At 52.4% G+C, this 24,048-nt stretch carries 18 protein-coding genes and 2 tRNA genes; 6 read left to right on the forward strand and 14 right to left on the reverse strand.

Annotated features, from left to right (window positions below; genetic code table 11):
- Positions 1-12: 12 nt before the first annotated feature.
- Positions 13-348, reverse strand: a complete 336-nt coding sequence (locus J2S20_RS05375; RefSeq protein ID WP_106611956.1) for an anti-sigma factor family protein — start codon at positions 346-348, stop codon at positions 13-15.
- A 130-nt stretch (positions 349-478) separates the two neighbouring features.
- Complete coding sequence (locus J2S20_RS05380; protein ID WP_307253998.1) at positions 479-1,354, reverse strand: PdaC/SigV domain-containing protein; 876 nt, start codon at positions 1,352-1,354, stop codon at positions 479-481.
- Positions 1,355-1,602: 248 nt separating this feature from the next.
- On the opposite strand from J2S20_RS05380, the gene J2S20_RS05385 reads away from it, so the two are divergent.
- Positions 1,603-1,685, forward strand: a tRNA-Leu gene (locus J2S20_RS05385).
- A 145-nt stretch (positions 1,686-1,830) separates the two neighbouring features.
- Here J2S20_RS05385 and J2S20_RS05390 read toward each other — a convergent pair.
- The 3 genes from J2S20_RS05390 to J2S20_RS05400 all read right to left on the reverse strand — a co-directional run bounded on the left by J2S20_RS05390 (position 1,831) and on the right by J2S20_RS05400 (position 7,836).
- Positions 1,831-2,073 carry a gamma-glutamyltransferase gene (locus J2S20_RS05390; RefSeq protein WP_106611958.1) on the reverse strand — a complete coding sequence of 81 codons (243 nt, stop codon included), beginning with the start codon at positions 2,071-2,073 and terminating at the stop codon, positions 1,831-1,833.
- Between the two features lie 35 nt (positions 2,074-2,108).
- Positions 2,109-5,648, reverse strand: a complete 3,540-nt coding sequence (gene nifJ, locus J2S20_RS05395) for a pyruvate:ferredoxin (flavodoxin) oxidoreductase (RefSeq protein WP_106611959.1) — start codon at positions 5,646-5,648, stop codon at positions 2,109-2,111.
- A gap of 382 nt (positions 5,649-6,030) precedes the next feature.
- Entirely contained in the window at positions 6,031-7,836 is a 1,806-nt protein-coding gene (locus J2S20_RS05400; RefSeq protein WP_307254002.1) for a VanW family protein, read from the reverse strand.
- A gap of 147 nt (positions 7,837-7,983) precedes the next feature.
- Here J2S20_RS05400 and J2S20_RS05405 point away from each other — a divergent pair, with 147 nt between their 5' ends.
- The gene (locus tag J2S20_RS05405) at positions 7,984-8,838 is read left to right on the forward strand and encodes a PHP domain-containing protein (RefSeq protein ID WP_106611961.1); all 855 of its coding nucleotides are present in this window, start codon (positions 7,984-7,986) and stop codon (positions 8,836-8,838) included.
- A gap of 115 nt (positions 8,839-8,953) precedes the next feature.
- Here the strand turns inward: J2S20_RS05405 and J2S20_RS05410 are convergent, their stop codons facing one another.
- A complete protein-coding gene (locus J2S20_RS05410) occupies positions 8,954-11,065 on the reverse strand; it encodes an elongation factor G (RefSeq protein WP_307254004.1) in 2,112 nt (703 codons plus the stop codon).
- 244 nt (positions 11,066-11,309) lie between these two features.
- On the opposite strand from J2S20_RS05410, the gene J2S20_RS05415 reads away from it, so the two are divergent.
- The 4 genes from J2S20_RS05415 to ftsH all read left to right on the forward strand — a co-directional run bounded on the left by J2S20_RS05415 (position 11,310) and on the right by ftsH (position 16,157).
- On the forward strand, positions 11,310-12,404 hold the full coding sequence (locus J2S20_RS05415; protein ID WP_416388995.1) for a prephenate dehydrogenase/arogenate dehydrogenase family protein: 1,095 nt from the start codon (positions 11,310-11,312) through the stop codon (positions 12,402-12,404).
- A gap of 13 nt (positions 12,405-12,417) precedes the next feature.
- Positions 12,418-13,710, forward strand: a complete 1,293-nt coding sequence (gene aroA, locus J2S20_RS05420) for a 3-phosphoshikimate 1-carboxyvinyltransferase (protein WP_307254009.1) — start codon at positions 12,418-12,420, stop codon at positions 13,708-13,710.
- Between the two features lie 141 nt (positions 13,711-13,851).
- Positions 13,852-13,925: transfer RNA gene (locus tag J2S20_RS05425), tRNA-Val, on the forward strand.
- Positions 13,926-14,243: 318 nt separating this feature from the next.
- On the forward strand, positions 14,244-16,157 hold the full coding sequence (ftsH, locus tag J2S20_RS05430) for an ATP-dependent zinc metalloprotease FtsH (protein WP_106611965.1): 1,914 nt from the start codon (positions 14,244-14,246) through the stop codon (positions 16,155-16,157).
- Positions 16,158-16,185: 28 nt separating this feature from the next.
- On the opposite strand, the gene J2S20_RS05435 is transcribed toward ftsH, so the two are convergent.
- The 8 genes from J2S20_RS05435 to J2S20_RS05470 all read right to left on the reverse strand — a co-directional run bounded on the left by J2S20_RS05435 (position 16,186) and on the right by J2S20_RS05470 (position 23,961).
- On the reverse strand, positions 16,186-16,899 hold the full coding sequence (locus J2S20_RS05435; RefSeq protein ID WP_106611966.1) for a phosphatase: 714 nt from the start codon (positions 16,897-16,899) through the stop codon (positions 16,186-16,188).
- Positions 16,896-18,011, reverse strand: coding sequence for an ABC transporter ATP-binding protein (locus tag J2S20_RS05440; RefSeq protein WP_106611967.1), 1,116 nt, complete (start codon positions 18,009-18,011; stop codon positions 16,896-16,898). The genes J2S20_RS05435 and J2S20_RS05440 overlap by 4 nt, the downstream gene beginning before the upstream one ends.
- 1 nt (position 18,012) lies before the next feature.
- Positions 18,013-19,812 (reverse strand): ABC transporter permease, encoded by a 1,800-nt coding sequence (locus tag J2S20_RS05445; protein ID WP_307254013.1) that lies wholly within the window; start codon positions 19,810-19,812, stop codon positions 18,013-18,015.
- 69 nt (positions 19,813-19,881) lie between these two features.
- Positions 19,882-21,093, reverse strand: coding sequence for an ABC transporter substrate-binding protein (locus J2S20_RS05450; RefSeq protein ID WP_307254016.1), 1,212 nt, complete (start codon positions 21,091-21,093; stop codon positions 19,882-19,884).
- A 131-nt stretch (positions 21,094-21,224) separates the two neighbouring features.
- Entirely contained in the window at positions 21,225-21,704 is a 480-nt protein-coding gene (locus J2S20_RS05455; protein WP_307254018.1) for a response regulator transcription factor, read from the reverse strand.
- A complete protein-coding gene (locus J2S20_RS05460) occupies positions 21,691-21,846 on the reverse strand; it encodes a hypothetical protein (protein WP_307254020.1) in 156 nt (51 codons plus the stop codon). The genes J2S20_RS05455 and J2S20_RS05460 overlap by 14 nt, the downstream gene beginning before the upstream one ends.
- Before the next feature lie 74 nt (positions 21,847-21,920).
- Positions 21,921-23,399, reverse strand: coding sequence for a MobQ family relaxase (mobQ, locus tag J2S20_RS05465; protein WP_307254022.1), 1,479 nt, complete (start codon positions 23,397-23,399; stop codon positions 21,921-21,923).
- A 241-nt stretch (positions 23,400-23,640) separates the two neighbouring features.
- Positions 23,641-23,961 carry a DUF3847 domain-containing protein gene (locus J2S20_RS05470; RefSeq protein WP_165623948.1) on the reverse strand — a complete coding sequence of 107 codons (321 nt, stop codon included), beginning with the start codon at positions 23,959-23,961 and terminating at the stop codon, positions 23,641-23,643.
- Between the last annotated feature and the right edge of the window lie 87 nt (positions 23,962-24,048).

Consider the following 24,048-nt stretch of genomic DNA (forward strand, 5'->3'; position numbering starts at 1 on the left):
GTGCCTTACTCTCTAAAAGAAACAGATACGCAGCTCCAGCAGCAGTGTGACAATGACGCTCATCGCGACCATGGTACTCACGGCATACTCTGCGATCTTCCGCCCCCGTCCCCACCGTAGACGCTGATAGGCTGCGCGGATCGCCTGTTCCATGGTTCCCTGCACATCAAAATCATCGCTGTCCGAGTCCAGAAGCCGCAGCCCCTCCACAATAAAATAATTTGTCTCCAGCTCATGACGGCACAGAGCACAGTCCCGGATATGGGCCAGAAAATCCTCTTCCTCCTCATCCGAGAGCTCGTTCTGTATAAAGCGGGTGATCTCCCACTCGGCTGTTCTGCAATCCACCGCGCACCTCCTCTGTGCAGAAAAACATTATGTCCAGTATATCACGGAAGACAGCAAAAGCGGAATAAAAAGAGGCGGCACACAGTCCACGCTGCATACCGCCTCATGTATTCCCGAATTTTCCACATTCCTACTTCGTGCTGATATCATACTCCACAATCACATAATCTCCCATGGCATGCGGGACGGGAACAGAAAAATAGAGCGCGCCATCCGCCGCATAGCTGAAGGAATCCGGCCAGGTGACGGTAGTTCCGTCTGCCCCCTTCTTCAGCGGGAAATCTCCCCGCTCGAGACAGGTCTGATACTGCTCCACAGACATCGTCTTCTGCTGTTCGCGGTACGCCCTCAGAGTCTCCTCATCCGCGCCCTTCAGCTGCACGTCCTCCGCCAGCGCATAGGCCGCCATGGTGTAGGGATCCGCCGCGTCGCGAAGTGAGACATCCGAGATGGTTTTGACATCTACTGTATTTGTGTAGAAAAGCCTGCTCGGATGAGCTGCTCCGTCCATCATATACTCGCCTGTGTATACCGCAATCACGCGAGAGGCATCCGCAGAGATCAGCTTACAGCTGACCTTCAGGCTGTCCTTCTCCTGATTGACCGCCTCCCTGGAATCCGGGTAATTACTCAGCACCGCGAGTGCATTCTCCTTCAGATGTGCATTCAGCTTCTCCTGCTGCGCGCTGTCCTTCATTCCTGAGATCACGGGATACGCAATGGATATCTGATTCTTCTCATATTTCTGAAGCTCTGAGCTTAACTTTTTCACTCCCGCAGAGCTCTTATCGCTTCCCGCACTCTCCTCTGCCCCGGAGCTCTCTCCCGGTGCCGGGCTGAGCTTTGCATCGCTGCTCTTCTGCTCCGCTGCGCTCTGCTGCGTCTCCGCCGCTGCATTCGTGACCTTCACGGTCTCCTTCTTGTTGCCGCAGGCCACAAAAAGAACTGCCATCGCCGCTGCCAGTCCCGCCGTCACAGTACGAAACACCCTTCTGGAATCCCGCATCTTACACCTCCATCTTCACTCTGCTGTATACCGGATATCTCTGAATCCGAGACAAAGCACCCGACACACACACGCTGGTTCTCGGCTGAAATCATCGGCTCCGCTCATGACGGAGCCAATTCTTTGATGTGTCTTAGTATACTATGAATTAAAGGCCGAGTTATGAACACAAAGTAAATTTTGATTTATATTTAGATGAATCCTCCGCTTGAAGCGCCGCTTTTTTTCTGCTATACTGCTCTTCGTCAGCCGGCGTGTCGGAATGGCAGACGATGCAGACTCAAAATCTGTTGTCCGTAAGGACGTGCGGGTTCAAGTCCCGCCGCCGGCAGTATTTGAATCACACAGATACATCAATCTGAAGAGCCAGGATGCAGGAATTTTGTATAATAACCTGCACCCCGGCTCTTCTTGCTTCTGTTTATCTGCTGAATGAACGTTTATCCAATGCCGGGCAGCATTCCAAGCGTCCGTGCTCAGATTGCCGCTGCGTACCCATCCGCCCTTGGCTCAGAGGCTCCGCAGAGTACCCCCTCTGTATTTCTGAGTATCAGCTGCCCCCGCCCCAGATTATAAAAATCTGCCGCGATTTCCAGCTCATGTCCCCGCTCAGCCAGCCCCGCTGCGGGCGTCCCGCTCAGTCCATGCTCCAGAGTGATCTTCTTTTCTCCCTTGATCAGATTCCTGTGCAGAGAAGAATCAAACGCCCGCCGGCGCAATGCGTCAGCGGGCGTAGTTTTCCTGTCCTTAAATCTTACTTCTCACTGTCATCGTAAAGGGCAACCAGCTTCTGCAGATAAGCATAGCGCTCCATTGCGTCCTTCTCGTTCTGCGTGAAGAGCTTCTCTGCTCTCTCCGGATTCTTGAGCATCAGAGAATTGTAACGAACCTCTCCCATCAGGAAGTCGCGGTACTGTCCTTCCTTCGGTGCTCTGGAATCAAGGCTGAATTTCTTCTCGGCCGCCGGATTGAAGCGGAAGTTGTTCCAGTAACCGGACTCAACCGCGAGCTTCTCCTCGGTCATGGCCTTGCTCATGCCCTTCTTGATTCCGTGGTTGATGCAGGGCGCATAGGCGAGGATCAGGGACGGCCCCGGATATGCCTCCGCCTCAGCGATTGCCTTGACAGCCTGGTTCATGTCCGCACCCATGTTGATTTGTGCGACATATACATAGCCGTAGGTCATCGCGATACCTGCGAGATCCTTCTTCTTTACATCCTTACCGCCTGCAGCAAACTGTGCGATAGCGCCGGTCTTGGTGGCCTTGGAGGACTGACCGCCGGTATTGGAATATACCTCGGTATCAAAGACCATGATATTGATATCCTTGCCGGAAGCAAGCACATGGTCCAGACCGCCGAAGCCAATATCATATGCCCAGCCGTCTCCGCCGAACACCCACTGGCTCTTCTTGTTCAGGAAATCCTTCTCCTCAAGGATCTCCCTTGCCTCTGCGCTGCCCTCTGCCTCAAGAGCCGCAACGAGCTTCTCCGTCGCAGCGCCGTTGGTCGCACCGACAGAGAAGGTATCAACCCACTCTGCTGCCGCAGCCTTCACCGCCTCATCTGCGGTTGCCGCTGCAAGCGCCTCGACCTTCTGCTTCAGACCGTCACGGATCGCTCTGTTGGCCAGCAGCATTCCGTAACCGAACTCAGCATTATCCTCAAAGAGAGAGTTATCCCATGCCGGCCCCTGTCCCTTCGCATTCACCGTGTACGGTGTGGACGGGGAGCTGTTGCCCCAGATCGAGGAGCAGCCGGTCGCATTGGAGATATACATTCTGTCACCGAAGAGCTGCGTCACAAGCTTTGCGTACGGAGTCTCGCCGCAGCCTGCGCAGGCACCGGAGAACTCAAGATACGGCATCTTGAACTGGGAGCCCTTGACGGTCAGCGGCTTGAACTTCTCAATAACCTCCGGCTTCTCCGGAAGCGTGACCGCATAGTCGAAGAACTTCTGTCTGTCGTAATTGTCCGCGAGCTTCTCCATCTTCAGAGTGGTGTTCTTCAGATTACCCGGGCAGACATTGGCGCAGCTTCCGCAGCCTGTGCAGTCAAGCACGGATACATTGATCGCAAACTTGTAGCCCGGCATCTGGCGGAGGTCCACCATCGGCATGCCCTCGGGCGCATTCGCGGCCTCCTCCTCCGTCATTGCAACCGGACGGATGGCAGCGTGCGGGCATACATATGCACACTGTGTGCACTGAATGCAGGTGCTGGAATTCCACACCGGAACATCAACCGCAATACCGCGCTTCTCATAGGCAGCAGTTCCGCTCGGAGTGGTGCCGTCCGCATAATCCATGAATGCGGAAACCGGAAGAGAATTGCCCTCCTGCGCGTTGACCGCAGCCTGAACTGTATTGACGAACTTGACGCAGTCCTCTCTGCCCTCTGTCGCATGCGTGAAATCAAGGCCCTCATCCGCTGCATTCTTCCAGCTCTCCGGAATCTCTACCTTATGCGCGCTGTTTGCGCCGGCGTCAATTGCATTCCAGTTCTTTTTAACGACCTCCTCACCCTTGCGGCCGTAGGTCTTCTTGGCAGCATCCTTCATCAGGGTGATTGCCTTCTCCTCCGGGATAATGCCGGTGAGCTTGAAGAACGCGGACTGAAGAATGGTGTTGATTCTGGTCGGTCCCATGCCGGTCTCGATACCGATCTTCACACCGTCAATGGTGTAGAAATTGATCTTGCGATCATAGATATACTTCTTCACCTGTCCCGGCAAATGCTGCTCAAGCTCCGCATCGCTCCACGCGCAGTTCAGGAGGAAGGTTCCGCCGTCAACCAGATCCTGCACCATATTGTACTTGCGGATGTATGCCGGATTGTGGCAGGCGACAAAGTTCGCACGCTTGATCAGATAAGTGGACTTGATCGGCTTGTGACCGAAGCGGAGGTGGGAAATAGTCACACCGCCGGACTTCTTGGAGTCATAGTCAAAGTAAGCCTGCGCGTACATGTCGGTGTTGTCACCGATGATCTTGATGGAGTTCTTGTTCGCGCCGACCGTTCCGTCCGCGCCGAGACCCCAGAACTTGCAGCTTGTAGTCCCCTCCGGAGTGGTGGAGAGATCTGCGCCGGTCGCGAGAGAGAGATTGGTCACATCATCCACAATGCCGATGGTGAATCTCTTCTTCTCCGCGTTCTCAAATACAGCCACGATATCCTTCGGAGTGGTGTCCTTGGAGCCGAGGCCGTAGCGTCCGGACATCACCGGAACATCCTTGAACTCGGTATCTCTGAGCGCTGCGACAACATCGAGGTAGAGCGGCTCTCCGAGGGAACCAGCCTCCTTGGTTCTGTCGAGCACCTCGATTCTCTTCACGGTCTTCGGAAGCGCCTTTACCAGTGCATCCGCGCTGAAAGGACGATACAGGCGAACCTTGACAAGTCCGACCTTTTTGCCCTGCTTTGCGAGATAGTCGATCGTCTCCTCGATGGTCTCATTGACAGAACCCATCGCAACGATAACAACCTCTGCATCCTCCGCGCCGTAATAGTTGAAGAGCTTGTAGTCCGTACCAAGCTTCTCATTTACCTTGTCCATGTAGTCCTGAACAATGGCTGGAAGCGCATCATAGAACTTATTGCGGGACTCATTGATCTGGAAGAATACGTCCGGGTTCTGCGCCTGTCCCTTCTCCACAGCGTGGTTCGGATTCAGCGCGTTCTTTCTGAATGCGGCAATCGCATCAAAATCTGCCATATCCTTCAGATCCTCATAGTCCCAGACCTGAATTTTCTGAATCTCGTGAGAGGTTCTGAAGCCGTCGAAGAAGTTGATGAAGGGCAGTCTTCCCTTGATCGCCGCAAGATGTGCGACTGCAGTCAGATCCATAACCTCCTGGACGGAGGACTCGCAGAGCATGGCGCAGCCCGTCTGACGACATGCATAGATATCGGAGTGATCGCCGAAGATGCTCAGTGCGTGAGTTGCAATGGCACGTGCGGAGACATTGAAGACGCCCGGAAGCATCTCACCGGCAACCTTATAGAGGTTCGGGATCATGAGCAGCAGACCCTGAGAGGCCGTGTAGGTCGTGGTTAATGCACCTGCAACGAGAGATCCGTGAACTGCTCCTGCGGCACCTGCCTCAGACTGCATCTCTGTGATCTGAACGGTGTGACCGAAGATATTCTTAAGCCCCTGTGTTGCCCACTCATCGGTGTGCTCAGCCATCGGTGAGGACGGTGTGATCGGATAGATTGCCGCGACGTCGGTAAATGCGTAGGACGCATGTGCCGCTGCCTGGTTACCATCCATGGTTTTCCATTTTCTTGCCATGATGATACCTCCTGAAAAGATTGAAAGATTGATAGCTATGTAGATCGAAAGATCAAGATTTCTGAAAGCACAGAGTTCCTGTCCTCTTTCTTTCTGTCTGTCAGTATTATAACAGTCTCAAATTTAAAATCAAACGCCACGCTGCTGTTTTGTGTATCTAATTGAGTACAAGTATTAAGATTTGTTTACTTTTCATGTCAGAACGCAAAACATTGCGCTTATTGCTATTTTCCTGCACTATATCGCTGTCCCCTCTGAATTCGATCCGCCAGGAACAGAAAAATCCTTCGCGGCAACGGAATATTCTGCTGCTGCAAAGGATTTTTTCTGCTTTTTATTCTATCACTGTGTGTCTCTTAAATCATTCGAGCGACAGCGACTCTCAGTTTCCTGGGAAGGGCGCCACAGTCTCTGAGCTGCCGCCTCCCGGCCCCCCACTGTTCTCTCCCGGGCCCGCGGGTCCCTGCGGACTCAGGGCCGCGCTTGTCTCTGCAGGAGCAGGGATTGTCTGACTTTGAGGCCTTGTTCCCTCAACACCCGGACCGGCATTGCTGCTCTTTGTCGAGGCATTGACCGCCGCTGCACTGCTTCTCACAGAGCTTCCGTCTCCGGAACCGCCCGGCGCCACTGTCTCCGCCTCTGTCGCGGAGTTGCTCGCCTGCTCCGGCACAGTTTCCGTATTCTCTACAATCGTCATCGCTTCCGCATCCGAAGGTTCCGTGACCACACCGCTGGTGTTTCGCGCAATCTTCTTCGAATGTCCCTTGTAGCCGCTGTTGTGGAAGAAGACATCGGACTGCACCTCACCGTTCTTCTTTGTGACAATATTGGTCACCCAGCGGCTGCCCATGGAGCCGCCCGTGATCTGCTTCTCTATCCCGGGCTGAAGCGTCGTGTCCTCCACGTACTCCACACCGCCGTTATCGTACTCCTCCGTCTTTACGGAATGAAGCGAAATTGTGACACCCTCCTCCAGAACCGGCAGACCGATCACCGACATGGTCACAGTCCGGTCATGGAAATTCGCCCGCAGTGCCACCGCAGAATTCGTCGTATTGACAAAGCGCATGTCCGGGCCGGAGTAACCGTCATAGCTCACCGCAGCGTCCTCTCCAGGAGTCACATAGGAGGGCTCAAAGGTATGCGCATGGCGCTCCGTCGGTGTGAGCCCAGCCTTGATCACTGCGTTGTAGAGCGTCGAGGAGATCTGGCACACGCCGCCGCCCGGCTCCAGCACGACCTTGCCATTTAAATAGGCACCGGCGGGCTTATAGCCCTTCTCCAGGGTACGGTTTCCTGTCGTATGGTTGAAGGAAAATTCCTCTCCGACCTGAAGGATGGTTCCATCTATGGCCTCACAGGCCAGCTTCAGGTTGTTGTTTCTGTCCGCATTTGCCGTTGCTTCCGTAGTAAAGGTGCCGATTACCCTGTACTGTTCCTTTGCCTGCGCTGCACTGAGTTCCGCCTTCTGTATCTCTGCAGGAATGCGCAGCTCCTCCCCATAATTTTTCTCCTGCATGGCTGTGCGTATGGCCGCAGCGGCAGCTTCCTGGTTCACGCTGCGCCCGTCCACAGAATCCGAGTAGCTGAAGCTGTTTGTCTCCTTATTATATCCGGAAACCGCACCGTTCTTCGCCTGTACATTCCAGCGCTCCGCCATCGCGGCAGCCTCTGCTGCAATCTCTGCATCCAGCCCCTCCGCATCCAGCGCATAGCTGTCCGTCGGTGCCTTGCTGCTGTAGATTTCATCCAGTATCTTGTCCAGCTTCACGCTGAGCAGATCAGATATCGGATAGGGCTCATCGCCCTCTCCCGCCTGCTCCAGCACTGCCTTCATGCCCCACTGATACTTCTGAAGCACGGCCTTCCGAGCCTCCATCCGCGACATCCCGGTGATATCCACATCATTGATGGTCACCGCCGTCTTCAGTGCAGTTTCCTCCACTGTACTCTCGGCCGCTGCACTCTGTGCCGCAGCGCTCTGTCCCAAGCGGATGAGCTTCTTCGCTCCGATCACCGCCAGCGCAAGCACCAGTACCGCGACTGCTACGCCGACAAACATGCGCTTCCTGCGCTCCCGCTCTTTTCTTCTCTTTCTTCTATAATAACCGCTGCCGGGATAACTGCCCCCCGCTGCGGGGCTTCTGTTTTCCGATCTTCTGTCGCCTCTGCCCACTCTGCTGCTCATTTTATCTTCTTTCTGTCCTTTACTCTGTCCGTCAAGTATACAGTATCATGAAGTATAACATAAACCATGAGAAAAAAAAGGCGTGTTTATGTTAAAATATGTTACGAAATCATTACCCTCCTGCGGCAAAAAGAAAGGATTTCTACTATGATCGACCTGCACACTCACTCAACTGCCTCCGACGGAAGCCTCTCTCCCTCTCAGCTCGTCGCGCTGGCGGCAGAACAGGGGCTCTCGGCAATTGCGCTCACAGATCACGACACGGCAGATGGCATTTCTGAGGCGCTCTCCGCTGCTGCGAAATGCCGAATAGAGCTTATTCCCGGAATCGAGATGTCCTGTGTGTGGCGGGGCACAGAGATTCATCTTCTCGGCTACTTTTTGGATGCGGATCATAGCGCAATGCGCCGGGATCTCTCCTGGTTCCGTAAAAAACGTGAGGAGCGAAATGACACCATACTCGACAACCTGGCAGAGGACGGTATCGTTCTCTCCCGGGAGGAGCTCTGCTTCGAAAGGCCGGATACGGCTGTCACACGGGCGCACTTTGCGCGTCTTCTCGCGGAGAAGGGTTATGTCAAAACACCAAAAGAAGCCTTCTCCGACTATCTGGTCTACGGCGGCCGCTATGTCCCCACAAAGGATGAGATCACACCGGAGCTCGTCATGCGCTTTTTCCAGGCGCACGGCATATGGCCAAGTCTCGCGCATCCGGTTCAGTATCAGCTCTCTGAGGAAGCGCTCGGCGCACTGCTCTCTGAGCTCTGTCCGCTCGGATTGCGCGGACTGGAGGTCTGGCATTCTTCACAGGACAGCTACCAGAGTGCACGTCTGCTCGGCATCGCCCGGCTCCTTAAGCTTCTCCCCACCGGCGGTTCGGATTTCCATGGAGACAGCAAGCCGGATATCATGCTGGGACGCGGCTTTGGCTCTCTCCGCATACAGGAGCATGTGCTGGAAAATATGAAGACAGATCTCGCCGCAATGAGGCAGGGGATGTAGTGTTCAGGGCAGCGTACAGCCAAAAACATCATCACAGCACAAGCAGACCACAGGATAAGCTCCCGCGGTCTGCTGTATTTTATACTGTTTCAAAACTGCATGTTCAGGGCAGGATTCAGTCCTCCTCGCCCTTGAGCAGAGCAGCTCTCGCCTCAACTTCCTTCTTCTGCACATCGCCCGGGCACTGCTCGTAGCGGGAGAAGACATAGGAGAACTCTCCCAGTCCGCCACTCATAGAGCGCAGATCCGTCCCATAGCCATAGAGCTCAGACACCGGAATGTCCGCCTGAATGACCTGCTTGCCATGGTGATCGGACTCCATGCCGAGAACGCGTCCCCTTCTCCTGTTCAGATCGCCCATGACATCGCCGGTGCAGTTGTCCGGAACCCGGACCTTCAGAGAGACGATAGGCTCAAGCAGAACGGGATTTGCCTCCATAAAGCCTTTCTTAAATGCCAGCGTTGCCGCCATCTTGAAAGCCATCTCAGAGGAATCCACCGGATGATAGGAGCCGTCCAGCAGAGTCGCCTTGACGCCGACCACAGGGTATGCCGCCAGCGGTCCCTTCACACAGCACTCCGCCACGCCCTTCTCAACTGCCGGGAAGTAGTTCTTCGGAACCGCGCCGCCGAACACCTTCTCCTCAAAGACATAAGGTACTGTCAGATCGTCTGCGGGCTCAAAGCTCATCTTGACATCTCCGAACTGACCGTGACCGCCCGACTGCTTCTTGTAGCGTCCGGGTGCCTCCACCTTTCTGCGTATGGTCTCGCGGAAGGCAAATTTCGGCTTTTCAAGCTCAATCTCCGCCTTGTAGCGGGACTGAAGCTTGCTGACTACGATATCCAGCTGCTGATCTCCGATGCCATAAAGCAGGGACTGATGATTCTCCGCATCTACCGTGGCCTTCAGAGTGAGATCTTCATCCATCAGCTTTGCGAGACCGGAAGCGATCTTATCCTCCTCGCCCTTGTTCTTTGCAATATAGGCCTTGTAGGTATACGGGGTAGAGATCTGCGGTCTGTGGTAGAGAATGGGCGCATTCTTCAGCGCGATCGTATCTCCGGTCTGTGTGACATTCAGCTTCGCCATGGCGCCGATATCTCCGGCCTTCAGCTCCGGGACCTCGATTGCCTCCTTGCCGCGCATCACATAGATCTTGCCCGACTTCTCCTCCGTCTCCTTTGCGACGTTATAGATATTGATATCCGGCTTCAGCACACCTGTGCAGACCTTCACCAGAGAGTACTTGCCGATAAAGGGATCCACAATGGTCTTGAAGACCTTTGCGGAGAGGTTCACATCCGACCTGTAATTTGCCACAAAGCGCTCCCCGCTCGTGACATCGACGCCCTCGTCCTGCTTCGCGCGGTCCGGGGACGGCAGATAGCGGACGATCGCATTCATCAGCGCGTTTGCGCCCTGTCCGCAGATCCCGGAGCCCATCATCACCGGAACCATGTCGCCGGTCGCAACCTGCTCACGCAGCGCAGAGGCGACCTCCTGCTCGGTGAAGCTGTCGCCGGAGAAGTAACGCTCCATGAACTCCTCGCTCGACTCGGCCACCGCCTCCATGAGCGCCTCTCTCGCAATCTTTAAGTTGTGCTCGGAGTAGTCCGGAATCTCTGCATCGACATATTCCGCGCTGTTCTCCTTGAAGCGGCGTCCCTTCATCTTCACGATGTTTACAAAGCCGACGAATTCCTCGTTCTCCCGGATCGGCAGCTGAAGCGGGGCCACCTTCTTGCCGAAGCGGCTCTCAAGCTTTAAGATCAGCTCGCGGTAGCTCGCCTTGTCATCGTCCATATTGGTGACAAAGATAATACGCGGCAGGCGGTACTGCTCGCAGAGCTCCCACGCCTTCACGGTTCCGGGCTCTATGCCTGCCTTGCAGTTCACGACAATGATCGCGGCATCTGCGGCGCTGACCGCCTCCTCAACCTCGCCCACAAAGTCAAAATAACCGGGCGTATCCAGAAGATTGATCTTGATCGGCCCGTTCTCCGCATCCGTGTACTCAAGAGGAAGCATGCTCGCACTGATGGAAAAGCCCCGCTTCTGCTCCTCCTTATCGAAATCACTGATTGTATTCCCCGCTGCAACAGTTCCCATCTTGGAGACTGCACCGCTGACATATGCCATAGCTTCAGCTACCGTCGTCTTGCCGGCACCTCCGTGGCCCAGAAGAACAACGTTTCGAATTTGTGAGGTTTCGTAAACTTTCATAATTAATGGTTCCTCCTGTCATAAAGTGTGTCCATTTCCGGGATCTGTCCCTTTCATGAGCAACTAGACAATATTTTACTAAAAAACGCCAAATAATACAAGCCAATCGGACATTTTTAACAAATAAAGCGCTCTTTTTTCCTCTGCCGCGGACCTGCGCATGAAAGAATTGACAGCGCCCGCTCCGCCTTCTAAAATAAATGAAATTACAGGAGCCGCAACGGAACTCAGAAGGGAGAGAAGCATGGCGTCTACCTACGGATTCATAGGGCTGGGGCTGATCGGAGGATCTATCGCAAAAGGACTCCGGAGCGCAGAGCCTGACTGCCGCATTCTGGCCTATATGCGGACGCGCGCGCGCCTCGAGCTCGCAAGAAGCGAAGGCATAGTGGACCTCGCGCTGAGCGGCATCGACGACGCCCTCGCGGAATGCGACATCATCTTCCTCTGCACTCCGGTGGAATACAATGAGAGCTACTTAAGCCGCCTGAAGCCGCTCCTGAAGCCCGGCGCCTTCATCACTGATGTGGGCAGCACAAAGAGCTCCATTCAGCGCACTGTGGAGCAGCTCTCCATGGAGCAGCTCTTCATCGGCGGACATCCCATGGCAGGCTCCGAAAAAAGCGGCTATGAGTACTCCGATCCCCTGCTTCTGGAAAATATTTTTTATCTGCTCTGTCCCACAGCCAAGACACCTCCCGCCTTCACCGCGCGCATGGAGGCGCTCGTCCGCTCGCTCCGCGCCAATCCCTATGTCATCACCGCCGCAGAGCACGACCAGGCAGTCGCCACCATCAGCCACCTCCCGCACCTCGTCGCAGCGGCGCTCGTCAATCTGGTACAGGATACAGACAGCGAAAGGCACACCATGAAGCAGCTTGCCGCGGGCGGTTTCAAGGACATCACCCGTATTGCAAGCTCCTCTCCCGTCATGTGGCAGCAGATCTTCAGCTCAAACCGCGCGGCCGTATCCGCGGTGCTGCGCCAGTATATCAGCGCCATGGAAGCGATCGAACAGGCGCTCCTCACGGACGATATGAGCGCCATCCACGAGCTCTTCACCCGCTCGGGGAGCTTCCGGAGTCAGCTCGCGGACGAGCACGGTCTGATGAATGCCCAGTATTCCTTCTCCGTACACGTCGCAGACCGCCCCGGTGCGATCTCCATTATCTCCGCCATCCTCGCCGCGGGAGGAGTGAGCATAAAAAATATCGGCATCAACCACAACAGAGAGAGCGGCGACGGCGCACTGCGGATCGAGTTTTACGACGCGGACAGCTGTCTGAAGGCAGAGCATCTGGTGCAGAAATATAACTTTGTCATTGAGGCAAGAAAGTAAGGAGACAGTTATCATGCAGAATCACACGAGGGTAATGCTCCGCGGGGCCATGGAGCTGCCCGGCGACAAGTCCATATCGCACAGGGCCGTGATGCTCGGCTCCATCGCCGGGGGGCGCACCGAGATTCAGGGCTTTCTTCCGGGGGAGGACTGCCTCTCCACGATACGCTGCTTCCGCGCGATGGGCACGAAGATCACACAGGAGGGCACGCGCGTCACCGTACAGGGAATGGGGCTGCATGGTCTTAAGGCTCCCTCCGCCCCGCTCGACTGCGGAAACAGCGGGACAACCATGCGCCTTTTGAGCGGCATACTCGCAGCTCAGAGCTTCTCCTCTGTGCTGACCGGCGACAGCTCTTTAAGGACGCGCCCCATGGGCAGAATCATGCGTCCGCTCCGTGAGATGGGCGCAGAGATTCAGAGCCTCGCGGGTTCAGACACCGCGCCCCTCCGCATCTCCGGCGGCAGACTCTCCGGCATCCATTACCTCTCCCCCGTCGCCTCCGCGCAGCTGAAATCCGCCGTGCTGCTTGCGGGACTCTACGCAGACAGTCCGAGCTCCGTCACTGAGCCAAGCCTCTCGAGGGACCACAGCGAGCGTATGCTGCGGCACTTCGGGGCCAAACTTCACAGCAGCACAGACAGCGAGGGGCGCCCTGTCACCACCATTGAGCCCGCAGAGGCGCTCCATGCGGCGCAGATATCTGTCCCCGGAGATCTCTCCTCCGCAGCTTACTTCATCGCCGCGGCGCTCCTCCTCCCCGGCAGCGAGCTCCGCATCAACAAGGTCGGCGTGAACCCCACGCGAAGTGGAATTCTGGAGGTCGCAGAGGCGATGGGCGGCTCCATTGAAGTGCTGTCACACACAGATCATGACGCCGAGCCCACAGCAGATCTCCTGATCCGCGCCTCCCGCCTGCACGGCACTGAGATCGGAGGCGCACTCATCCCCCGCCTCATTGACGAGCTGCCAGTCATCGCGGCCATGGCCTGCCAAGCCGAGGGGCGTACCGTGATCCGGGACGCAGCAGAGCTGAAGCTAAAGGAATCCAACCGCATCCGCGTCATGACAGAGGAGCTTCAAAAGCTGGGCGCCGCGGTCACGGAGACCACAGACGGCATGATCATAGAGGGGGGACACCCACTGCACGGAGCGTCGATCGCTTCCCATAAGGACCACCGCATCGCAATGAGCTTTGCTGTGCTCTCGCTCATCGCGGACGGTCCGGTCCATATCTCCGATCCGGACTGCGTCAATATCTCCATGCCGGATTTTTATGAGCGGCTGCGGAGCGTATGCCGCTGACTGCAGCTCCAGGAAATGTGCCCTCTGCCTGCGCGCTGTTCTGCGGCGCACCCTCGCCTTTTGTCGGGAAATTTCCTGTAAAGTACAGAAAGTCCTTGCACTGCGGCAAATTTGCGCTATAATAAACAAGTATTCCTTTTCGGAACCGTAGCTCAGCCGGGATGAGCGTTCGCCTCACACGCGAAAGGTCACGAGTTCGATCCTCGTCGGTTCCACTTTTAACCGAACCTGAAAACAGGTTCGGTTTTTTTGTGTATTTCCAGACAGCTGTGTGCCTTCAGACAGCCGCTAAGACCCTAAAACACGGCCTTATCTGATTAAAAGGGAGTAAAGACAGGAGTGCGGACAAGCTTTGATGGTCCGCACTCTTTTTTCATCGTTCAGCCTATATCGCCCTGCACTCTTTTCTTCAAATCTGAAATCTTTGTGAACTCATGGTATTAGGATCCTTGCTGTGCTATAACATATATATCATTCACCGTTATGGAGCAGATTCACAGCCACACGCTTCCTTAACGTCAAGGAGGAGCAAGATGAAAGAAATCAAAGACCCCAAAAAGAACTGGCTGTACTACTATCTCATCGTCATGCTGATTATGCTGGTGGTAAACGCAATCGTCGTACCTCATATTCAGTCCGCCTCGATCAAAGAGGTCTCCTACAATGTTTTTATGGATCTGACCGAGCAGAAAAAAATCAATCAGGTACAGATTGACAGCAACCAGATCCTCTTTACGGAGTCAGGAAGCGACAGTGTCTACAAGACCGGCCTCGTCAACGATCCGGATCTGACACAGCGTCTCTACGACGCAGGAGTTGATTTCCGCACCGATATTCAGAAGGTCAGCACGCCGCTGGAGCGCTTTCTCTGGAGCTGGGTGTTCCCCATCCTCATCTTCTACGCGCTCGGTCAGTGGATGAGCCGCAAGCTGATGAGCCGCATGGGCGGCGGAAGTAATTCCATGATGTTTGGCATGGGGAAATCCAATGCCAAGATTTATGTTCACTCCACAGAGGGCATACGCTTTGATGATGTGGCAGGTGAGGACGAGGCAAAGGAAAGCCTTCAGGAGATTATCCAGTACCTGAAAGACCCCGCGCAGTACACTGCGATTGGCGCTCAGATGCCGAAGGGCATACTGCTGGTCGGCCCTCCCGGAACCGGAAAGACCATGCTGGCAAAGGCCGTCGCCGGTGAGAGCAATGTCCCATTCTTCTCTATCTCCGGCTCCGAGTTTGTGGAGATGTTTGTCGGCATGGGCGCCTCAAAGGTGCGGGATCTCTTCACACAGGCGAAGGAGAAGGCTCCCTGCATAGTCTTTATTGATGAGATCGATGCGATCGGTCAGAAACGAAGCTCCGGCTCCTTCGGAGGAAATGATGAGCGCGAGCAGACGCTGAACCAGCTGCTCACCGAAATGGATGGCTTTGAAGGAAATACAGGCGTCATCATTCTCGCCGCGACCAACCGGCCGGAATCTCTGGATCCCGCACTGCTGCGTCCCGGCCGCTTCGACCGCCGCATCCCTGTGGAGCTTCCGGATCTGAAGGGCCGCGAGGAGATCCTCAAGGTTCACGCAAAGAAAATCCGCCTGAGCGACAATGTGAACCTTCACACCATCGCCCGTATGGCAAGCGGCGCCTCCGGCGCCGAGCTGGCAAATATTATCAATGAAGCTGCGCTTCGTGCGGTTCGCGCCGGAAGAAAGGTTGCAAATCAATCCGACTTAGAGGAGAGCGTTGAGACTGTCATCGCCGGGTATCAGAAGAAAAATGCGGTACTGACCGACAAGGAAAAATGCACAGTCGCCTACCACGAGATCGGTCATGCGCTGGTCGCTGCGATGCAGTCCAATTCCGCACCGGTTCAGAAGATCACCATCATCCCCCGCACCTCCGGCGCACTCGGCTACACGCTTCAGGTTGAGGAACAGGACAAATACCTGCTCTCTAAGGAAGAGATACTGAACAAGATCTGTACCCTCACAGCCGGCCGCGCAGCGGAGGAGGTCGCCTTCGGCGTCATCACCACCGGGGCCTCCAACGATATTGAGCAGGCAACCAAGCTGGCCCGCGCCATGATCACCCAGTACGGCATGGACGATGATTTCGGCATGGTGCAGCTGTCTCAGCGAAACAGCCGCTACCTGGGCGATGAGGCCAGCACCACCTGCGCATCCAAGACGCTCGAGGACATTGACCGCCGCGTCATCGCCCTCATTAAGAAACAGCACGACCATGCAATCTCACTCCTTGAGAAAAACAGAGACAAGCTGAATGAGCTCTCTCAGTTCCTCTACGAAAAGGAGACCATCACCGGCGAGCAGTTTATGGAAATTCTGAATCGTCCCTCCGCCTACGCAAACCTCGCAGAGGGCGAGACACTCGCAGGCGCTCCCGCCTCCGCTCCGCTGGAGGTCGAGAGTGACGGCATACAGGGGATATAAGCATCATCCAGCTATACGCGCGTACCCTCTATTTTTGATTGAGAACCTGTTCCAGCCCTTCCATCCTCAGGTTCAGCACCAGCTCCTCCGGAAATCGTGCAGTCTCCATGAGCTCGATGCTTCGCGCAAAGTTTCCTATATAGCTGCAGTGATGCGCATCTGTTCCGCAGAGAACCGGGCAGCCGAAGCGCTCACAGAAAGACAGCATGGTGAGCAGGTTTTCACGGACTCCCGTTCGCACAGAAGCCGGATCCAATGAGGACTCGTTCAGTTCCAGCGCCACACCGTGACGCAACGCCTGCTTCACCAGCTCCTCATAATCCAGAGGATAGGCAGAATCATCCGGATGCCCGATAATCTTCACACAGGGATTCTTCATCGCCCCCAGATAGGCGCGCATATTCTGTCCGACATCTCCCGGCTTCAGGCACCAGCTGTGCAGGCTTGCAATGATGTAATCCACTCTGGACATCGTCTTTTCACCGATATCCAGTCTGCCCTCAAAGTCACAGATATTTGCCTCGATTCCACAGCATACCTTCATCCCCCGGTACTCTCTCGGCAGTACGCGGAAGTGCTGGAAATACAGCTCCGATGGTCCGCCCTCGATTGCCGGGCCGTGGTCAGAAAATCCATAGGCCCTGAGCCCCAATTCATACGCATACTGAATATTCTCCTGAATGGTGCTGTATGCGTGGCCACTGGCAATGGTATGCGTGTGCAGATCAAAGAGCGGCTTCATAGCACCTCCAGCGTCCCGATTCCGATATTTCTCCTGCTTTCCGCGTCAAAGAGCAGAATCTTATCTCCGGTAAACGAAAGCGCCACCTCCTGATCCACGCTGTAATCCACGCTTCCGAACGCGACGACAGAGATCAGCTTCTCTCCAAGCCTGAGCTTCACCGTTGTCTCCATGCCCGTGGGCAGGGTCGTGTAGACCTTTGCTCTCAGCGCTCCCTGATCGGAAATTTCTATGTGTTCCGGACGCACCCCCAGTATCACCTGCTCGCCGCAGGGCTGCAGCTCTGTCTCCGCATGAAAGCGCAGCTGCTTCCCGCAGCATTCCATGATGCCGCAGTCTGCACTCTCCCTCCGAATCGGGAGCTGAATGAGATTGATCGAAGGATTCCCCATGAAATCCGCGACAAAAATATTTTGAGGACGATTATAGATCTCAAAGGGTGGTGCGTACTGCTGCAGCACGCCGCCCTCGATCAAACAAACCTTTGTCGACAGCGTCATGGCCTCCAGCTGATCGTGCGTAACATAAATAAAAGTGGAATTGGTGTCGATATGCAGACGCTTCAGCTCTGTCCGCATGTCACCGCGAAGCTTTGCATCCAGATTGGACAGCGGCTCATCCATGAAGAGCACACGGGGTTTCGGCGCCAACGTTCGGGCGATCGCTACTCTCTGCTGCTGTCCGCCCGAGAGCTCTGCCGGATAACGGGAAGCAAACTCCTCTATTTTCAGCATGACCAGAAGCTCCCTGATGCGCTCGTCTATTCTGTCTCTGCTCCACTTCAGGTTCTCCAGTCCAAAGGCGATATTCTTATAGACTGTCATATGCGGCCACAGGGCATAGTTCTGAAATAAAAAACCGATATCGCGCTTATCCGGAGGAAGGTTGATGCCTCGCTCCGCATCAAACACCGGAACACCGTCTATCGTGATGGTTCCGGAGCTCGGCGTCTCCAGGCCGGCGATCATGCGGAGCGTCGTCGTCTTTCCGCAGCCCGATGGACCCAGCAGCGTAATAAATGCTCTGTCCTCAATCTCCATATTGAGTTCCTTCACTGCGACAAATCCGTCTCCGAATTTTTTTGTAACGTTTTTTAAGATGATCTCTGACATATCAGTTGCCCCCTATTCCTTTGTCTATCGAAGCGCCGGTGATTTTATTAACTGTAAAGTTGATGATCAGCACCAATATGATGATCAGAAGATTGATCGCATTTCCATACTGACTCGCCCCTTTCTCGCTGTACGCCATCAGGATGGTGGTGAGTGTCTGTGTCTTCGCGCTGGCCAGCATTACAAAGAGCGAGAGCTCTCTCATGCAGGAGACAAATGGGAGGAGAAAACCGGAGATAATACTTGCCTTCTGAATCGGGATAATGATTTTCAGCATGCGCTTTGACCACGGCACCCCGTACACCATTGCTGCCTCTTCGATCTCAGGGGACAGCTGCAGCATGGAATTAATTCCCGCCCTGGAGGCAAAGGGAAGATACTTCACCGTGCCCACAATAATGAGAATCAGCAGGGAGTTTGCCAAAAATGAGACGTTGGTTGAAATCGCAAGATAGATGGCGCTGAACGCCATGGAAGGAATCAGATATGGAAAAAAGGACAGTCCGCTGACATAATTCGCAAGTCTGCTCCCCCTTCTGCGCACAACCGCATAGCCGATGATGATACCGCAGCCCCCGGCAAGCAGTGCACAGATTGTCGAGAGCAGCAGAGAATTCTGCGCCGCCTTCCACACAAGCTTTTCCCTCAGGATTCCGGCGGTTCCTGCCGCGAGAGTGGAGACGCTCCCCTCCGCCCCAATCCAGTAGTTGAGCGTCATATTGGAGAGAGAATAATCTCCCGCCCTGATAATAAGCGACTCCAGGGCAAAGGAAATCAGCGGTGCAATACAGACAAACACCATGAGAATTTCTAACACCGCCGCAATCACATAGCGCCCTGATTTCAGATCTACCAGAGATATCTGAGAGGACTTTCCGGTGACAGTTGTGTAGGACTGGCGTTTTCCTGTCATCAGGTTATTGATGAGCAGCACCAGAGAGCCGCTCGCCACCATGAACATTGCGATGATATATGCCTGTCCGATCGCGCTGGTCTGCATCATCTTCATCTTTGTTGTCAGCACAAAAAAATTGACCGGAGAACCGAGATAGACTGGTACCGCATAGGAGCCCATGACACTCGCGAACACCAATAGAAAGGTGGAAAGAATCGCTGGCTTTACAATGGGCAGGGTGATGCAGCGGAAGATGCGGTTTCTCGGCGTCTTCAGCACCGTCGCCGCCTCCTCCAGATTGGCATCCATATTGCGGAGAATTCCACCAATGAAAATGTAGGCGAAGGGCGCGTAGTGCAGTCCGCTCACAATCACAAGCGGAAACAATCCATAAACAAACCACTCCGGCGCGCACCAGCCTGTCAGGGAGTAGACAAACCCTTTTACGCCCGTTCCGACATTCGGATTCTGGAACATATTGATCCAGAACAGTGCGAGCGTCCATGAAGGGAGAATGTACGGAAATACAAAGGCACTCGAGATGAAGGGCTTTCCCTTCATATTGCTTCTCGTGATGAGCCACGCCACACTGCCGCCAAAGGCAAGTGCGAACACAGATGAGAGCAGCGAATATAAAAGAGAATTGTACATGGGGCGGTAGAAGTTTATCAGGCTGTACTTATTTTCTGATGTAAAAAGTAGCTTCTGCCAGCTCCTTATATTCAGCATGCCCCGCTTCAGATCCGGAAATATCGCAACATCTGTCGCATGTGCGATAAAGCTGTGCCTGATCAGCTCAATCAGCGGATACAATGTGAGCAGAGTCAGGGCGAACGCAAAGAAAACCAGAATAATATTGGCCGGTTTTGAAAAAAAGGCGCTGATGCGATGAGACTTGTTCTTCATTCTCTCTCCTTATAAAAACGGACAAGCTGACAGGTCTGGTTCACCGCAGCTTGTCCGTAAAAGCTCTGATTAATGATTGGCTGCTGCAAAGGTGATGAAATCAAGCACTCCCTCTGCGTAGGCCTTCTGTAAATGCTGCGGATCCTCAATCACCAGGCACTTCTTCCAGAACTCCAGCTCACGGTCTCCCTCGAGCGACATCACTTTACTGTTGCCCGAATACGTTCCGATATCCGTGGCCTTTGTCTGGAAGGCTGATTGAAAGCCCTCCTCAGACATCATGAAATAAATGAACAGCTTCGCTGTGTAGGGCCGGTCCGTGCTACGTATCATCTGCAAATATACGGGATACATGAAACCGCTGAAGGGCAACGGCTGTGTATCCTCATACGCAGATACGGTCAGATTTTCCTGCAATACACTGTCATCTCTCAGCTTAGAGTAGACAATCAGCGCCATATTTCCACCGTTTCCGTTGGAGATATTGGTGGCAATGTCACCGTCTCCGGTTCCATAGCTTACATTGGGGAGAAAGCTCTTGATGAACTGATAGCCCGCATTCGGACAATCCTCGTCCAGCTTCAACTCTGTTCCATAGTGCTCCTGATAGGCAGCCGCCAGCTTTTCGGCCCAGTCGTCTCTCGTCAACATTGCAAAAAAGTTCTTATTAATCGACTCCTTGCTGAGATCCTTCATGAAGATTTTGCCCTTATAGCTATCCTCCGTGAGCTCCCACACATTGGTGACCGGTGCAGCTCCGTCCGTATGGTTATAGATAAAGAGCTTATTATAGTAGTAGCAAACCAGCGGATCCTGCTCTTCCTGATGAATATCCTCCTTCAGGAATGGCGGCACATAGTTTGTGAGATAATCATAATTGCGCAGCTGAGTTTGCATGAGGTAGGCGTCCTGTAAAAATGCGACATCTGCGGAATCCGTGACCTTTGCTTCCAGCTCGGTAGTGAGCTTGGTGTACATATCCTGTCCGCTCTCATGATAAAAATCGCCCTCTATACCATATGTCTTGGTAAAAGCATCCAGCATTTTTTCGACTCGGCTCGTCGACGCATAGACCGTGAATCTTCCGGCTCCCTGCGCGGTTGCCTCTGCCTGAGCGGCAGCAACCAGCTCTTCCAGCGTCATCTCCTCCTCAGTGTCCTGCACAGCAGCAGTGCTCTCCTCTGTTTTCGCCATCTCTGCCGTGCCGGAGCTCCCGCATGCGGAGAGCGATATCGCCATCATTCCTGTCAGTGTCAGACTGAGCCAAAGCTTTCTCTTCATTTTTTCCTCCCTGTTTTTTTACTTCAATGACTTTCATGACCTGTGAACCTGCTGTTCTGTCTAAATTATAAAAGAAAGAGGCCCTGTTCCGCCTCGACGGCATTGACCTCTTTCTTAAATCCTTTGACATTTCAGAACAAATGTCCTTTTTCATTCTGATATTCAGTGGGTGTAACTCCCATAATGCGCTTAAAGAGCTGTGAAAAATAATTGCTGTCGACGATGCCAACCTGTGCAGCGACCTCACTGATTCTCAGATCAAAATTCGCGAGCATTCCCGCTGCAATGTGTATCCTGTAATTCACCAGATACTGACTGAAGGTGTATCCGGTTTCTTTCTTAAAGATGCGGCAAAAGTAGGCAGCACTGATATTCAGATGCTCTGCCATCCGTACACTGGATATCTCTTCCGCATAGTGTTCTCTCACATAGCTCACAGCCTCCCGCACCAGGCTGTTCTTCACACCGAGCTCCCGCTCTGAGAGGAGCAGCTGCTTCTCCTCCTCTCTGTTCAGAAAATGCAGCTTCAGGCGTGCCTTCTGTATGCTCATCTCAAGATCCTCTCTGTGAAACGGCTTTAAGAGATAATCAATCACATCAAGCTTCATCATGTGATACAAATAAAATTGGTTCTTCTCTATTTATTACATGACTACATACAATAGCTGCTGTATTTGGCTCATCATAAAAAGGAAATTTCTGCTCTACAATTTTAGCATTTTTATTCTTTTTTAATTTTTCAAATAGCCCCATAGCTAACACCTCCACAAATTCAAATTCGTTTCACTCTATATTTATAATATTGTACCATACATTTTCGACCAGTTTTATACTTCTAACTCGTTTCGCTTTACTTGTGATAGTCGCTTTACTTGTGATAGTCGCTTTTCTTGTTCCTGTAACTGCCCTATACATGTTTTAACTCTTTCTGCCTTTTCAACTTCTTCTCGTATTTCTAATATTTGACTATATAGGCTCTTTTTCTCTTTCTTCAATGATGTAATTTCTGTTTTCCATTGGGAAATGTTTAAGGTCTTGCTTTCTCCTAAATGCTCTTTCAGATATTTTCTTGCACTCTCAAATAAAATAATCTCTGCCGTATGTTCGTTATAAAAATCTTCCTGTTTGCTTTTCTTTAACTCGGTATAAGCTTTGTAGATGTCTTTATGTTTCAAATATTCATCGGATTGGTCGATAAGTTGTACTCTGTCGTTTATTTTCTTCTCGGTATCTTTTAAGGCTCTTGTAGTCTTGTAGTTCTTATCTCGTAATGCCGATATGCTTTCTTCCAGTTCCGATAGGGATGTGATGTTTTTCTCTTTTAGAAACTGATAAACTTCAATGTATTTTTCCAAGTCTGCATTATTACTATCTGCGTTTTGATTGATAAGATTTTCAAAAACAGATAGCAGATTTTCTTTTGGTAGGAGGGTGGACTTTGTATTTTGTATTTCTATCTTTTCTTCTTTTCCAATTCCCCTTATCCAATTTAGTAATGCCTTTATTCGTCTTGAGATTTCTCTTAAAATCATATTTTGATGTTTGATTTCTCGATTGACATTTCCTCTGTCGGTGGCTATACCTTTCTTCTCCATTTGGGTTGCTGATACTCCTAAATGAATGGTCGGTATTTGCTCTATGCCCTGTCTTTGATAAGAGCGGTGATCTACTTTTTCCTGTATGCTGTTTTCTTCAAGATATCTGTTTGTAATGTCTGCCCACGACTTTCTCCACTCCTCTGCTTTTTCTTGCTCATTCCAATCGATTGTATTGATTTTTCTTGTTTTGTAACTTCCGTTTTTGAGTTTTACTTTTTCTCCGTTTTCATCAAGGATATATTCCTTTTTTGATTTTGCTCCCCATGTTGTATCTTCGTTGAACGGTCGCATAGTAAGTAAAATATGAGCGTGTGGATTTCCGTCATTTTTATCGTGTAAGGCAATATCGGCACACATACCGACATTTACAAAATTTTCTTTTACATACTCCCTAACAAGTTCTATCTGTTTTTCTCGGTCTAATTCTTTGGGTAGGGCAATTTCTATTTCTCTTGCAAGTTGTGAGTTTTGACTTTTTTCGATTTTCTCCACGCTATTCCATAATGTTCCCCTGTCCGAAAACTCCTGTGGTGCGTTTTGTGGTAATAGAATTTCGGCATGGGCGATTCCTCCTTTTCTTGTAAAGTCATGGATTATACCATCATATTCGTTTTTTATCTTTTCGCCACTTCTATAGGCGGAGGCTGCAACTGCACTTTTGCCTTTGCCTCTTGAGATAATTTTGATACTGAGATGATATATCGCCATAAGAGAAAACCTCCTTTCGTTTTTCTGATACTTTGATGTGGCGATGGATAAGACTTCCAAAAAAAATCGGATAGCTTTTTATCCGATTTCTTTTGGAAAGTACACAAGGGGTAGGAAATTTATTTCCGTAGGGGAGTGTAGCTCCCCTGTATCAGCGTTAGCTGATATGCCCTCTGCTAAGAGCCTTCGGAGAACGCACACACCCTTTAGGGTGTATAAGTGCGCCCTTGTAAACAAGGGACTATTCCTCTGTTTCCATTACTCCCTCTTGTGTTTCTGTAATTTTATTTTCGCTTTGTCCTCGTTCTTCTACTATTTTTAAGATTTTTTGATTGACTATTTCTTTTATATTCGGAAATGTGATTAGCTGATAAAATTCGTCTTTGGTAAAATCCCTACTCTCGTTAAAGATACTTTCAAAAACTGCTCCTTTTTCATATATCCTTTTATCTCTCTTTTTTCTTTCTTCCTGTTTCTGCTGACTGATGAGCTTTTTTCTTTTGTTTTGTAACTGCTTAATCTCTTCTTCTGCCATTAAAATTTTTTCATCTATATTTTTCATTTTCTGTTTTCCTCTCTTTCAAATTTTGAGCATAAGAAAAGACGATAGATGTTTTACTTTCTATCGCCCTATATCTTTAATGTTCAG

Source organism: Moryella indoligenes (assembly GCF_030812885.1).
Classification (GTDB): domain Bacteria; phylum Bacillota; class Clostridia; order Lachnospirales; family Lachnospiraceae; genus Moryella; species Moryella indoligenes.